This is a genomic window from Rhodococcus sp. BH4 (assembly GCF_002079265.1).
Taxonomy (GTDB): domain Bacteria; phylum Actinomycetota; class Actinomycetes; order Mycobacteriales; family Mycobacteriaceae; genus Rhodococcus_F; species Rhodococcus_F qingshengii.
Genome location: NZ_CP014941.1, coordinates 1,036,623 through 1,050,345, shown reverse-complemented (window position 1 = coordinate 1,050,345; position 13,723 = coordinate 1,036,623). Strand labels below are relative to the sequence as shown.

Below are 13,723 nucleotides of genomic sequence, written 5' to 3'. Positions count from 1 at the left end.
ACTCCGGGACACACAGAAGCGGTGCGGTGCAGCACCTGCCGCACCGCACCGCACCTGCTGACGAGTTACCGCCCTAGTTCATGTCGTTCGCAATGATGTTCTCGATATTCCGTTCGGCCAGAGCGGTGATGGTGACGAACGGATTGACTCCCACATTGCCCGGTACGAGGGATCCGTCCATGACGTACAGACCCGGGTACTCCGGCAGACGACCGTAGCCGTCGGTCGCCTTGCCGAGCACACAACCGCCGAGGGGGTGGTACGTCAACTGATCGCCCCACGTCTGCGTCGGGCCGAAGAGGTCGGTCCGGTAGATCGTGCCTTCCTTCTTGTTGATCTTGTCGAAGAGCTTCTTCGCCATGTCGATCGACGGCTGGTTCTGCGAGCGCTGCCAGTTCAATCCGACTTTGCCTGTTGCCGAGTTGAATTGGAACTGAGCACGTTGCGGATTCTTGGCAATCGCCAAGTACAGGCTGACCCACAGTTCGGTACCGGCCGGGAAGGGTGCGATTTCCGCAAAGACGGGAGCGGATGTGTCGGCCCAGTTGTCGATACCCATCACGGGGATCGCCGACTGCTTCGCACCGGTGGCGTCCCACATGTGATTGGCGCGGCCCACCATCACGTTGCCGTTGTGACCCCATTCCTGTCCAACTGCACCCGGCAAATTCGCCAGCTGCCCTTGCGCTTTCATCGCGACCAGGAGCTTGCTGGTCCCGATACTGCCGGCCGCGAAGAAGACCTTGTCCGCCGTCACTGTCTTGGTGCCGACAGTATTGCCCTGCTCGTTGATCTGGTTCATCACCACTTGATAGCCGCCGCCGGTCGCGGCCGGGGCAACCGAGGTCACGACGTGCAGAGCTGAAATGGTGAGCTTGCCGGTGGCGGATGCCGCAGCAAGGTACGTCTTGTCCAGAGATTTCTTTCCGGCATTGTTGCCGTAGATGACCTCACTGACCAGAGCAGACTTGGTGACCTGGCCGGCAGCTTCTTGCTTCATGTAATTGAAGTCGTAGACATTCGGCACGAACGTTGTTGTGTAACCGGATCTCTCAGCGGTCTTTCGCCCCGTCCGCGCGAACTTGTAGTACTCGGTCGATTCGAACCAGGCCGGGTCGATGTTGTTGACTCCGAGCGCAGCGTTCGCGCGCGGGAAATACGTCGAGTACATCTCGTTGGAATCGACACCGGGCAGGATCTCTTCGAAATAGTTACGCTTGGGTGTGACGGCCATACCGCCGTTGACCAGCGACCCACCGCCGACCCCTCGGCCCTGGTAGACCTTGATCCCGCCGAAGTCCTCGGCGTCGAGAACACCGACGTAGCGGCTGATGTTCTTGTCCACCGAGCCGCCGGAGAAGTGTGAAACCGGTTGAACTGTACGGTCTCTGAGCCAGAAGGACCGACCGTCGGGCGAGAGCATCGGGCAGAAGATCTTGCCGTCGGACCCTGGTGTGGTCCACGACTTCCCCATCTCGACCATGTGCGTGTCGATACCGGCCTGTGTCAGGCGAAGTGCCGCAACGGCACCGCCGTATCCACTGCCGATCACGAGCGCGGGGACACGGTCTCCGTCGTTCAATGCTCGCCTGGGCGCAGCGGCCGCCGTGGTCCACGAGGACGAGAGTGCGGCGGCCCCCACAGCTAATCCTGTTGCTGCCAAGAAGTTCCTACGCGAGAGCGTGGAATTGGTACGTGCGTGCCGTTCGTTGGATCCAGCGCGAATGCTCAAGTGTGCCCTTCTCTTTCCGTGACCCCCGCGCTGAGATATACCGGGAGAGACCGAACGAGAAGTCCATACTCGTGGGTAACTTCGAGGAACCGTTGATTTTCCATGAAAAGGGCCGATGAACAGAAAGTTCACCGGCCCTCCGAAAGAACGAGTCAGGGAATTGAGATGCGACCTTCGACGGCGCCGAGTCCGATGTCCTTGCGGAAATGACCGCCGGGAAGCTTGACGTCGGCGATCTTTGCGTAGGCGTCGTCGCGAGCTTCGGTCAGATCCTTGCCCACTCCGACAACACTCAGCACACGCCCGCCGGCCGAGACGACGGCACCGTCTTCACGCTTCTTGGTACCGGCGTGCAGGACTCCGTCGGCGTCGGCTCCGGTGATCACGTCGCCGGTGCGTGGGGTTGACGGGTAGTTCTCCGCGGCAATCACGACCGTGACAGCGGAACCGTCGCGCCACTGCAACGGACCGACCGAATCGAGTGTTCCGGTCGAGGCCGCATTGAGTAGACCGCCCAGCGGCGTTTCGAGGAGAGCAAGCACGGCCTGGGTTTCGGGGTCACCGAACCGGCAGTTGAATTCGACGACGGCCGGGCCGTCGACACCGATCGCCAGACCGGCGTAGAGAAGGCCGGAGAAACTGCTACCGCGCGCGACCAACTCGGCAGCGACAGGCTTGACGACGTCGTCGACGATCTGCGTGACCATCTCGTCGGGCAGCCACGGCAACGGGGTGTACGCGCCCATGCCGCCGGTGTTGGGTCCGGAGTCTCCGTCGCCTACTCGCTTGTGGTCCTGAGCCGGGAGCAGCGGGATCACGGTTTCGCCGTCGACGAGGCAGAAGAGCGAAACTTCCGGACCGTCGAGGAAGGACTCGAGGAGAACCGGGTGTCCGGTCTCGAGCAGTTCTGCGGCATGATCGCGCGCGGCGAGACGATCCGTCGTGACGACTACGCCCTTACCCGCGGCCAATCCGTCGTCCTTGACCACCCAGTTGGGACCGAAGCGGTCGAGTGCTTCGTCGAGCTTGGCCGGATTGTCGACGATCTCGCTGTGAGCGGTCTTGACGCCGGCGACAGCCATCACGTCCTTGGCGAAAGCCTTCGATCCCTCGATGCGGGCGGCGTCGGCCGAAGGCCCGAAGCAGGCGATACCTGCTGCGCGCACCGCGTCTGCGACACCGAGGACCAGCGGAACCTCGGGTCCGATGACGACGAGGTCGGCTTCGACCTTCTGGGCCAGCGCGGTAACCGCGTCACCCGAAGCGACGTCGATGGGGTGCTGCTCGGCGATTTTTGCGATCCCGGCATTGCCAGGCGCGCAGATCAGGGCCGTGACACCTGGATCGCGAGCAAGAGAGAGAAGGAGGGCATGTTCACGGGCTCCGGAGCCGATTACTAGTACGCGCACGGTGAACAGACTACGGCCTGCGATAACAGGGCTCTCGGAGTGCCACTGGCGGGGCCAAGGTCCCAGCGTTCGGCCTTTGTGCGAAATATCCGTTTCGAGATGAGATCATATGAATACCTGAATAGGTGAACAGATGTTTTCGTACACCTGTCCACCAAGGAAAGGACACCCGTGAAACTCCACAAACCAGGCGTTCTGACGCTCACCGCAACCGCCGCAATCGGCGCACTTCTGATCACGTCGTGCAGTAGCCCGACTGGCACCGACTCCTCGGGCAACAACGACGGCCTGGTCTTGGCCGACGGCTACGAGCTGGGCGGCTACAACCCGGTCGCAGGCTTCGGCGCTGCCGGTGAGGCCAAGATGTACGACGGCCTCGTCCGACTCACCGGAGGGACCGGCATGCCGGGCTTCGAGCCGTCTCTGGCCGCGGAGATGCCCACTGCCAACGCCGACGCGACGGTCTGGACGGTCAAACTCCGCGACGGGGTCACCTTCTCCGACGGGTCGACCTTCGACGCCGACGACGTGGTTGCCACGTACAAGACGATCCTCGATCCGGCTTCCGCCTCGGAAGCGCGGTCGTCGTACGACATGATCAGCGACGTCGTGGCCGTCGACGACAGCACAGTCGAGTTTCGTCTCGCCTACTCGTATGCGCCCCTGCTGACGAAGATGCTGATCGGCATGGTTCCGTCGGAGTCCCTCGCGACACCCGGACTGGCCGCCGAATCGCCGTTGAACACCGCGCCTGTCGGTACGGGTCCGTACACACTCGTCGATCTCTCACCGGATCGAGCGGTCTTCGAGGCGAACGAGAACTACTGGGACGGTGCACCGGAGATCAAGAAGCTCACTCTCCTCTACGTTCCGGACGACAACACCCGCGCCCAACGTATGGTGTCCGGCGAGATCGACGGAACCAATCTCCCTCCACTGCTTGCCAATACGTTCTCGGGCAAAGACAACATGTCGGTGACTGCCCATCAGTCAGCGGACTGGCGCGGTCTCTCACTTCCGACGAACAATCCCGTGGCAGGCGACAAAGCCGTACGGATGGCGCTCAACCTAGCCGCCGATCGCCAGTCGATGATCGACAACGTCCTGGGCGGACACGGCCGCGTCGCCGCCACTCCGATCCCCGAGGTCTACGGCGATTCGTACAACCCGAACGCAACCTTCGCCTACGACCCGGCCGAGGCCGAGCGAATTCTCACCGAAGCGGGCTGGATCGAAGGTGCCGACGGAATCCGTTCGAAAGACGGTCAGCGGGCGCAGTTCACGATCATGTACAACTCCGTCGACACCGTTCGACGTGATCTCGCTCAGGCATTTGCCTCCGATGCTCTCGCTGTCGGCATCGAGGTGGATCTCGAAGCGCTCTCCTGGGACCGCATAGACCCTCGAATCAACCAGGATTCGACGCTTCTCGGTGGTGGAGACGAACCTTTCGATCCAGACACGCAGGCGTACGACGCGCTGAACTCGAAGTACATAGCGCCCGGGGTCGGCAGCATCTACGACAACGCCAGCGACTACTCCAATCCAGCAGTCGACGCAGGCCTGGAAGTAGGACGCCGCAGCCTGGATCAGGCAACGCGTGACGCCGCGTATCGCGACGTGCAGCAGGCGTACGTCGAGGATCCCGGATTTGTCATCCTCGTATTCCTCGACCATACGTACGTTTCGAAGGATTCCGACTGGCAGATGTCCGGACCTGTACTCGAGCCACACTCACACGGTGTGACCTGGGGCCCGTGGTGGTCACTGCAGACGTGGGCCAGAGGGCAATGACAGCTGTCGACGTTCGGGTAGACGTGCGGCAATCGCTCGACCACCGTGGCAACTCCCGCCGAAAGGCCATCCTCACGATGGTCGGTCGGCGGGCGTTGTTCATCGTGCCGGTGATCGCCGTGGTGTCCGCGGGACTCTTTGCCGCCGCCGCGATCTCACCGTTCGATCCACTTGTCGGCTACCTGGGCACGCGATACATGACGACCAGCGACGCGGACAAAGCGTTGATCGCCGATCAGATGGGTTTCGACAACCCCTGGTACAGCACGTACTGGAATTGGCTCCAGGGCGTGTTCACCGGTGATCTCGGGATCTCCAGATCGTTCAATCAGCCTGTTTCCCAAGTTATCTCCGAGCGTCTGCCATGGACCCTGCTGCTGGTCGGTATCTCACTCCTCATCGCGATTCTCGCCTCGCTGACACTCGGTGTTCTCGCCGGAATCCGCAGTGGAGGATTCTTGGACAAGACCGTGTCCGGGCTGAGCGTCGTGGTCCAAGGACTTCCGCCGTTTGTCTTGTCGCTGGGTGCCATCGCGCTCTTCGCGTTGACTCTCGGCTGGCTCCCCGTCGCCGGGTTGACCGACGGGGGTGCCGATCCTACACCGGGACAGGTGATCCGGCACTTGGTCCTACCGGTGACGGTCCTCTCCATCTCGCAGATGCCGTGGCTCCTACTCGCGGTCCGAGAATCCGTCGTGGGTTCGAAAAGTGAGGGATTTGTCGCGGGCGCCGTAGCACGCGGAATCCCGACGCCGACCATCACGAAACGCCACATACTGCCGACCTCACTGGCGCCTTTCGTCAACATCGTCGGCGTGCGACTGCCCGAGCTGATAGTCGGGGCAGTGCTGGTGGAAGAGGTCTTCAGTTGGCCAGGGATCGCCGGCGCCATCGTCTCGTCAGCCCGTGACCTCGACATGGCACTGCTCGCGTTCCTCACCGTCGGTACGACATTGACGGTCATGCTCGGCTCACTGCTTGCCGACGTCCTCGTTGCAGTACTCGACCCGAGAGTGAGTACCGATGGCTGAACGACGCTTCAAGATCGCCCTCGGCGTGCTGATCCTCGTGGCGCTGTACGCGGCGTTGGTCCCATGGTTGGCCGACGTCGACGACCGAGTCACAGACTTCTCGGCGGCTCGCCTGGCTCCGTCGTTCGATCACCCCTTCGGAACGGACTCGGCGGGCCGAGATCTATTCGTGCGCATAGCTGCAGGCATCAGAACCTCACTTCTGATCGCACTCGCCTGCGCGCTGCTCGCCACGGTGATCGGCGTCGCCGTTGGCACTACGGCCGGACTGGTCGGCGGCTGGGTGGACAGGTTCGTCATGCGCGGCACCGATGCCGTCAACGCACTCCCCCACCTGTTGCTCGGCATCGTCATCGTCGCGATGTTCCGTGGAAGCATTGCCGCCATCGTGCTTTCGATCGCACTGACCCACTGGACCCAAGTGGCCCGGATCATCCGCTCCGAGATCTTGAGTCTGCGCGAGCGTCCCTACATCGACGCCGCCATTCTCGCGGGAGCCAGTCGACGTCACGTGATCATGCGCCACCTCGTGCCGGCGACGGCGCCACAGGCTTTGATCGCAGTCGTTCTCCTGCTGCCCCACGCCGTCTGGCACGAATCGACGTTGTCCTTCCTGGGATTCGGCCTTCCCCCGCACAAGCCCAGTCTCGGGACGCTTCTCGAAGAGGCACGCAGTTCTCTGCTCTTCGGCGGTTGGTGGACGCTGGTATTCCCCGCCACAGTTCTCGTGATCGCCACCGTCGCAGTTGCCGTCGCCGGTTCGGCCCTGCGGTCGATGCTCACGCCCCCTCGACCTTCGGAGTTGCGACTGTGAACCACGGCCTGCGCATCGAATCTCTCACCGTCAGGATCCCTCTACTCGGAGGATCGGTAGTTCACGCTGCGAGCGACATCGACCTCGACGTTCAAGCCGGCACGGTGACCGCACTTGTCGGGGAATCGGGGTGTGGCAAGTCGATCATCGCCACCTCGGTCATGAACATGTTGCCGCCGAATGCTTCTCGAACCGGAACGGTCACCGTCGGAACACCGGACCTCGAGATCGACGTCTTCTCCGGCGCCGCGTTCCGTGGGCGGCACGTGGCTCTCGTTCCACAATCCGCCGCAACACATCTCACCCCCGTCCGCACTGCGCGATCGCAGCTACAGGAGACGATCGACGCACTCGGCAGCGATCACACTTGCGATGCCTTGGCACTTCGCGTCGGACTCGAACCGTCGGCCCTGGACTGCTACCCGCACGAACTGTCGGGCGGCATGGCGCAACGCGTGGCCATTGCCGGTGCGCTGGCCGGGAATCCGTCGGTGATCGTCGCAGACGAACCCACCGCCAACCTCGACCGCGAACTCACCGACCACGTCATGGGATTACTTCGAGAGTGCGCGGACGCCGGAGCGGCGGTCCTGCTCATCACCCATGACCTGGCATCCCTCACCCGCAGCGGTGTCGCGGATCGACTTGCCGTCATGTACGCATCACGCATCATGGAGACCGGTCCGGCCGCGCTGGTGTTCCAAGATCCGCTTCACGATTACACCCGAGACCTTCTCGGCGCCTTACCTTCCAGAGGTTTGACTCCCATGCCGGGATCGCCACCGCAACTCACCGATCTCCCCGAGGAGTGCGTCTATCACCTACGACGCCCGGAGTCGAAACAATCCGGTGGCCCGACCGAACTCGTCACATTGGGTGACCGCACGTACCGAACGCTGCGGAAGGTGGGCTGACATGAGTCTGCAAGCTCTGGGAATCACCAGCGGTTACCGTCGCAACCGGCCAGTTCTCGAGAACGTCTCGCTCGAGATTCCGTCGGGAAAGCTGATCGGCCTGACCGGGCCTTCGGGCACCGGAAAATCAACACTTGCAAGGATTCTCGCTTCGCTGGATGCACCGTGGTCAGGCGAAGTGCGGATCGACGGATCACCCGTTGTGGGTACCAAATTCTCGGTACCCGCGGCACTACGCGGCACGGTGTCCATGCTGTTTCAGTCACCTCGCGCATCGACCGACCCTCGGCAGACGCTCGCCTCGATCATCGGCCAACCCGGTGACATTGCCAGTAGGTCAATCGATGTGGCCGCGCTGGCAGCAGAAGTGGGCCTCACTCCCGATCTCTTGTCGCGCAGACCACACCAGGTGAGCGACGGCCAACTACAGCGCGCCTGCCTGGCGAGATCGCTGGCGCAACAACCGAAATACCTCATCTGTGACGAGGCGACGGCGATGCTCGACGCCGCCACGACGGCCGCGCTCATTCGGTTGATCGAGAGTCGCGCCGCCGAAACCGGCGTCGGTGTATTACTCATCAGCCATGATCGCGAATTACTCGGCGCCTGCTGCGACGTGGTCCACGACCTCGACAGTATCAGCGCTTAGCCCCTGCGAAATCGACCCTTGACCCGAACGTATGTTCGAGTATGATTTGGGCAGGGGATCGGGGGATTCAATGAGTGTTTGTCTGTCGGACGTGGTGTCTGGTTCTGCGGTGGGGTTACGCGGACGGTTGTGGCAGTTGACTGCTGCCGAGTTGCGCGCTGCTGCTGTCGAGGCGAGCGCGGAGATTCTGCGCCTGGAAGCCGTTCGAGTGGCCGTGGTCGACGAACTCTCGTTGCGCCCGGATGATCAGGTGATTGCGAGCCGCGGTGTGGGGTCCTGGTTGGCGGCCAACACGATGCTGCAGGTTCGGGACGGGAAGAAGATCGCCGCCCTGGGTGCAGCTTTGCGGCCGTTTCCGGCGGTGGCTGCTCGGTTCGATTGCGGGGACTGCTCGTTCGAGCATGCCGTGTTGATCGTGGCGTTCTGCGAGTCACCACCGAAGGGCATGCCAGACGCCGCGCTCCCTCGCTGTATCGACCTACTGCTTGCGGCTGCTTCCGGAGTTGAGGCGACGACGACAAAAGTGCGGAACGTGATCGCGACCTTGGAGCGGTTGTTCGAATCGGATGAGATTCCACCCGCCGAAGACGTCGACCGGAACGAGTTGCGGATCGCGTCGACATTGAACGGTCGGGTGGTGGTGGGTGGGGATTTCGATGCCCTCACGGGCGAAATGCTGCTCTCGGCCCTGTCGAATCTGACGATGCCCACCCCGGCACCGGACGGAACCCCCGACGCCCGGTCGGCAGCGAAACGGACTGCCGACGGGTTCACCGAACTGATTCGCCGCTATCTCGATTGCGCCAAGACCGGTACCGATGGTGGTCAGCGTCCGCATGTGAACGTGCACATCAATGCTCGGGATCTGGCTGAGCATCGGGACTGCGCCGCGTCGCCTTCTGATGTGGACGACGAAGGCTCACCCGATCTGGACTTGTCGGATCTTGATGTCGGGCACATGCCCTGGCTCGGGCCACTCTCGGTGTCGCAGACCAGGCTTCTCGGGTGTGATTGTTTCCTGTCGACCGTTCTGCTCGACGATCACGGCGCGCCCTTGGATGCGAAACCCGGGAAACGGTTGGTGACCGCCGAACAACGGGTGGCGTTGATCGCCCGAGACAGAGGCTGCGCCTTCCCCGGCTGCACATGCGTACCCGCCTGGACCGATGCGCACCACATTAAGCACTGGGCCAACGGTGGCCCGACGGTGATGAACAACCTGGTCCTGCTGTGCCGTTCACATCATCGATTGATGCACCGAAAATCCGGGTTCGTCGGGAAATGGGCGATTCGGATCGGTGTCGACAACAAACCGTGGTTCATCCCACCACCCTCGATCGACCCGCAGCAGCACCCGCGACCGGCGAACACCACCTTCAAAACCTGAGGACGAACCTCAGGCATACAACTTCACGCCAGGTCCGCATCGGAGGAAGCACCTCCGATGCGGACCTGGCGTGCGTTCCTGTTGGTCAGCCTGCAACCGTCAAGTCGTAGAGGGTTACTCCGTCCACCGTTGTGGCGGTGAAGTTTTCGGTCACCCACGTCGAGATAGCGGTAGCGGTGCCTTCGGCGTTCATACCGCCACCCATCCCACCGCCGGCGATGAAGAAGTGAATCTTGCCCTCTGCCACGTACTGCTGGAACTGCGCGAGCGTCGGCGACGGATCGCTCCCGTTGAACCCTCCGATAGCCATGACTGGTGACTGCGTCGCAAGCTGATAACCCGAGGCGCTGTTGGACCCGATTGCCGCGGCTACCCACGTGAACTGGTCGGAGTTCTCTTCGAGTGTGGACACAACAGCGGCTCCCGGCGTGCTGCCCTGCAGTAGACCACCGGCACCGCCTCCCATTGCGCCTCGCGTTCCGTCGGTGGTCGGCGTGGTACCGCCCGGAACTGTTGCACCACCGGGTATCTGACCCATTCCTGCAGGGGGCATGCCCGGCATTCCGGTCCCAGCCCCGTCAGTCCGACGGTTACCGCCATCGGCCGTGCCACCGAATCCACCGAAGCCTCCGCGGCCACCGCCGGGCCCGCCCATTCCACCTTCGACGCTCGGTCCGGCCGAAACTATGGAACCGGTATGCGGAGTGTTGATCGTGTCGATCGCGTATGCAGTCGGACCTGCCAGACCGGTGAAGATCGCTGCGAGAATCACTGCCACAGCCAATCGACCCCGCGTCACTGCCGGAATCAGCACTGCCACGGCGCTGACGATGCCGACCACCAGAATGGTCCAGCGAAGCCACGGTACGAACGAAGGCGAGCGTCCGAGCAGTACCCACGCCATCGCGACGGTTGCGGCCAAGGACACCGCCAGAATGATGCGAACCCAGAGGACGTCACGATGACGCCACGCCACTACCGATCCTGAACCGATCAGCGCGGCGATCGCCGGCGCCAGCGCAACGGTGTAGTAGGCGTGGAAGATTCCCGCCATGAAACTGAAGGTCAGTCCGGTCACCAACAGCCACAGTCCCCAGACGATGAATGACGCGCGCTGTGTATCAGCGCGGGGTGCCCTGCCTCGCAGCACGATTCCAGCCACCAGAAGTATCAGCGCAGCAGGAATCAACCAGGCGATCTGTCCGCCCTGGGCCGATTCGAACAGTCGGGTAATGCCGGTACTCCCCCACATACCACCGCCGGCCCCACCACCTGGTGCCATACCTCCCCCTGCCATACCACCTGCGGCCTCGCCCATACCGGGGAAACCGCCCGCAGCAGCGCCGGCCGCAGCATCACCAGCACCGCGCATTCCGCCGCCGCCGACGCTTCCGGTCTCGTTGCCGCTCAAGCGCCCGAGCCCGTTGTAGCCGAGCGTCAGTTCGAGAATCGAATTGTTCTGTGAACCACCGATCCACGGACGCGAGTCGGCCGGCCACAGTTCGACGATTGCCAACCACCATCCGGCGGAGACGATCAGTCCGCCCAGTGCCGCGAACAGTTGGAGTACGCGCTTACCCAGTTTCGGCGGTCCGGCGATCAGATAGGTGAGCGCCAGCGGTGGAACCACCAACATGACCTGTAATTGCTTTGTCAGGAAACCGAATCCGCAGAAGATACCGACCAGCACGAGCCAGCGGGTGCGGCCGTCCTGCACGGCGCGCATCATCGCCCACACTGCTGAGATCATCAGGAGCACCAGCAGAGCATCGGGGTTGTTGAACCGGAACATCAGCGCCGCTACGGGTGTGAGCGCAAGTACCAGGCCCGCGAGGAGGCCGGCGGCCGCACCGAAATACCGTCGAACCGTTCCCCACAACAGTGCAACCGATCCGACCCCGAGGAGTGCCTGCGGCACCAACATCGCCCAGGAATTGAGTCCGAAGATGCGAACCGACAGCGACATCAACCACAGGGACATGGGCGGCTTGTCGACGGTGATCGAGTTTGCAGCGTCCGAGGAGCCGAAGAAGAAAGCCTTCCACGACACCGAACCTGCCTGTACCGCAGCGGCATAGAACGAGTTGGCCCATCCGGATGCACCCAGGCCCCAGATGTAGGCGACTCCGGTGCCCACCAACAACACTCCCAGTGCCCACGGTTCCCAGCGCACCTGACGTTGCGGTTCCGGCGCTGGCAGCGGCGCGGCGAGTGTCTCTGCAGTGGCGGTCATCGATTGGCTCCTACGGATTGTGCGGTGCGAAACACCCAGCGCAGTGCGATGAATCGACTGACTGTGGCAACAAGATTGGCGATGACGAGTACGGCAAGCTCCACGTGCTTGGAAGCATCGGGCGCCATGACGTCGAGCACGAACAACGATCCGCTGGTGAGCAGAAGACCGAACCCGAACACGAGCAGGCCCTGCATCTGGTGACGAGCGGATCCTTCCGACCCTCGGATCCCGAAGGTGAAGGCCCGGTTGGCGGCGGTGTTGAATACCGCGGTCACCAGCAATGCGACGGCGTTGGCCCACTGCGCACCCATGATCGAGTGCAGAGCGAGGTAGAGCAGCGCGTACGCGAGCGTCGAAATGACTCCCACCACGGCAAAGCGTGAGAGCTGCCCGACCATTCCTCGTGGAACTCCGGGAACCAACGGTTCACGTCCGAAACTTGCCCTGAGCTCGGCCAATGGAAGGGAACCGGTAGACAGTGCTCGCCCGACACGGACCACACCTTTGAGGTCGGCAACTGCCGTGGCAATGATGTCCACCCGACTGTCCGGGTCGTCCACCCAGTCGACAGGGACCTCGTGAATCCGCATGCCCGCTCGCTCGGCCAGCACCAGCAATTCGGTATCGAAGAACCACCCGGTGTCCTCCACCAGCGGAAGTAGTTGCCGTGCAACATCGACGCGCATGGCTTTGAATCCGCACTGGGCGTCGGAGAAGCGAGCATGCAGTGCGCTTCGGAGGATGAGGTTGTAGCTACGTGAGATGAACTCACGCTTGGGGCCGCGCACCACGCGGGACGATCGTGCCAGCCGGGAACCGATGGCGATGTCCGAGTGTCCGGAGAGCAACGGAGCAATCAACGGCATCAGGGCGTTGAGGTCGGTCGAGAGGTCGACGTCCATGTACGCGACCACGTCGGCATCGGAGTCGCTCCATACCTGCCGCAGTGCTCGACCACGACCCTTCGCATCCAGGTGGACGACCCGGACGTCGTCGAATTCTTCGGCGAGGGAACGTGCGAGTGCCAACGTGCCGTCGACACTGGCGTTGTCCGCGATGGTAATTCGTGCAGAGAATGGCACCTGCGTGCGTAAATGCCGGCGCAGGCGCCGCACGCACGTCTCGAGGCCTGCCTCTTCGTTGTATACCGGGACGACCACGTCCAGCACTACAGTCGTCGCGGAGACCTCCTCTGCGTCCGTGCTGCCCGCGGTCTGCATGGCTTCTGTCGTCATGCGTCCTAGATTTGTCGGGCCGGCTCCGACGAACCTGCGTCCAGCCTGGGAGTTTCCTGGCAACCGGACGCGGGCTAATCTCGGGGTATGCCTTCAGTCTTCAGTGCCATCATCAACGGGGATCTACCAGGACGTTTCGTGTGGGAGGACGAGGACGTCGTCGCGTTCTTGACCATCGCGCCGGTAACGCAGGGCCACGTGCTTGTGGTTCCGCGAGCCGAGGTCGATCAGTGGCAGGACGTGGATCCTGAACTCTTTGCCAAGGTCACCGCTGTTGCCCGCAACCTCGGCCAAGCCGTGCGGAAGGCGTTCGACGCGCCTCGGGCGGGTCTCCTCATCGCAGGTCTGGAAGTTCCGCATCTTCACGTTCATGTTTTCCCCGCATACGACATGGGGAACTTCGACATCAGTGGCGCCGACACCTCGCCGTCACCCGAATCTCTCGACGAGGCACAGACCAAACTCAAGTCGGCGCTACGCGACCTCGGCTTCGAGGCAACTGTCTCGACTCGTTGATCGCAT

General features: G+C 62.7%; 11 protein-coding genes. 7 read left to right on the top strand and 4 right to left on the bottom strand.

Annotated elements, in window-relative coordinates; genetic code table 11:
- Positions 1–73: 73 nt before the first annotated feature.
- Both A0W34_RS04865 and purD read right to left on the bottom strand, forming a co-directional pair.
- On the bottom strand, positions 74–1,642 hold the full coding sequence (locus A0W34_RS04865; RefSeq protein WP_007734403.1) for a GMC oxidoreductase: 1,569 nt from the start codon (positions 1,640–1,642) through the stop codon (positions 74–76).
- A gap of 242 nt (positions 1,643–1,884) precedes the next feature.
- Positions 1,885–3,141 carry a phosphoribosylamine--glycine ligase gene (gene purD / locus A0W34_RS04860; protein WP_007734401.1) on the bottom strand — a complete coding sequence of 419 codons (1,257 nt, stop codon included), beginning with the start codon at positions 3,139–3,141 and terminating at the stop codon, positions 1,885–1,887.
- A gap of 171 nt (positions 3,142–3,312) precedes the next feature.
- Here purD and A0W34_RS04855 point away from each other — a divergent pair, with 171 nt between their 5' ends.
- The 6 genes from A0W34_RS04855 to A0W34_RS04830 all read left to right on the top strand — a co-directional run bounded on the left by A0W34_RS04855 (position 3,313) and on the right by A0W34_RS04830 (position 9,730).
- Positions 3,313–4,935 carry an ABC transporter substrate-binding protein gene (locus A0W34_RS04855; RefSeq protein WP_081557401.1) on the top strand — a complete coding sequence of 541 codons (1,623 nt, stop codon included), beginning with the start codon at positions 3,313–3,315 and terminating at the stop codon, positions 4,933–4,935.
- Positions 4,932–5,966, top strand: coding sequence for an ABC transporter permease (locus A0W34_RS04850; protein ID WP_081558750.1), 1,035 nt, complete (start codon positions 4,932–4,934; stop codon positions 5,964–5,966). Before A0W34_RS04855 ends, A0W34_RS04850 begins: the two co-directional genes overlap by 4 nt.
- The gene (locus A0W34_RS04845; protein ID WP_081557400.1) at positions 5,959–6,780 is read left to right on the top strand and encodes an ABC transporter permease; all 822 of its coding nucleotides are present in this window, start codon (positions 5,959–5,961) and stop codon (positions 6,778–6,780) included. The genes A0W34_RS04850 and A0W34_RS04845 overlap by 8 nt, the downstream gene beginning before the upstream one ends.
- Complete coding sequence (locus A0W34_RS04840) at positions 6,777–7,694, top strand: oligopeptide/dipeptide ABC transporter ATP-binding protein (protein WP_081557399.1); 918 nt, start codon at positions 6,777–6,779, stop codon at positions 7,692–7,694. The genes A0W34_RS04845 and A0W34_RS04840 overlap by 4 nt, the downstream gene beginning before the upstream one ends.
- Position 7,695: 1 nt before the next feature.
- Positions 7,696–8,343: an ABC transporter ATP-binding protein gene (locus tag A0W34_RS04835; protein WP_003945821.1), complete on the top strand. Its 648-nt coding sequence runs from the start codon at positions 7,696–7,698 to the stop codon at positions 8,341–8,343.
- Positions 8,344–8,413: 70 nt separating this feature from the next.
- A complete protein-coding gene (locus tag A0W34_RS04830; RefSeq protein WP_081557398.1) occupies positions 8,414–9,730 on the top strand; it encodes an HNH endonuclease signature motif containing protein in 1,317 nt (438 codons plus the stop codon).
- Positions 9,731–9,815: 85 nt separating this feature from the next.
- Here the strand turns inward: A0W34_RS04830 and A0W34_RS04825 are convergent, their stop codons facing one another.
- Positions 9,816–11,963, bottom strand: a complete 2,148-nt coding sequence (locus tag A0W34_RS04825; protein WP_081557397.1) for a glycosyltransferase family 39 protein — start codon at positions 11,961–11,963, stop codon at positions 9,816–9,818.
- Entirely contained in the window at positions 11,960–13,201 is a 1,242-nt protein-coding gene (locus tag A0W34_RS04820) for a glycosyltransferase (protein ID WP_007734387.1), read from the bottom strand. The genes A0W34_RS04825 and A0W34_RS04820 overlap by 4 nt, the downstream gene beginning before the upstream one ends.
- Positions 13,202–13,288: 87 nt before the next feature.
- Between A0W34_RS04820 and A0W34_RS04815 the strand changes: the two genes are divergently transcribed.
- The gene (locus A0W34_RS04815) at positions 13,289–13,717 is read left to right on the top strand and encodes an HIT family protein (protein ID WP_064074148.1); all 429 of its coding nucleotides are present in this window, start codon (positions 13,289–13,291) and stop codon (positions 13,715–13,717) included.
- The last annotated feature ends 6 nt before the right edge of the window (positions 13,718–13,723 follow it).

Bases quoted from the DNA above. Each gene is read 5' to 3' on its own strand.
- A0W34_RS04850 (WP_081558750.1), top strand. From the start codon at position 4,932: ATGACAGCTGTCGACGTTCGGGTAGACGTGCGGCAATCGCTCGACCAC.
- A0W34_RS04845 (WP_081557400.1), top strand. From the start codon at position 5,959: ATGGCTGAACGACGCTTCAAGATCGCCCTCGGCGTGCTGATCCTCGTG.
- A0W34_RS04835 (WP_003945821.1), top strand. From the start codon at position 7,696: ATGAGTCTGCAAGCTCTGGGAATCACCAGCGGTTACCGTCGCAACCGG.
- A0W34_RS04830 (WP_081557398.1), top strand. From the start codon at position 8,414: ATGAGTGTTTGTCTGTCGGACGTGGTGTCTGGTTCTGCGGTGGGGTTA.
- A0W34_RS04825 (WP_081557397.1), bottom strand. From the start codon at position 11,963: ATGACCGCCACTGCAGAGACACTCGCCGCGCCGCTGCCAGCGCCGGAA.
- A0W34_RS04820 (WP_007734387.1), bottom strand. From the start codon at position 13,201: ATGACGACAGAAGCCATGCAGACCGCGGGCAGCACGGACGCAGAGGAG.
- A0W34_RS04815 (WP_064074148.1), top strand. From the start codon at position 13,289: ATGCCTTCAGTCTTCAGTGCCATCATCAACGGGGATCTACCAGGACGT.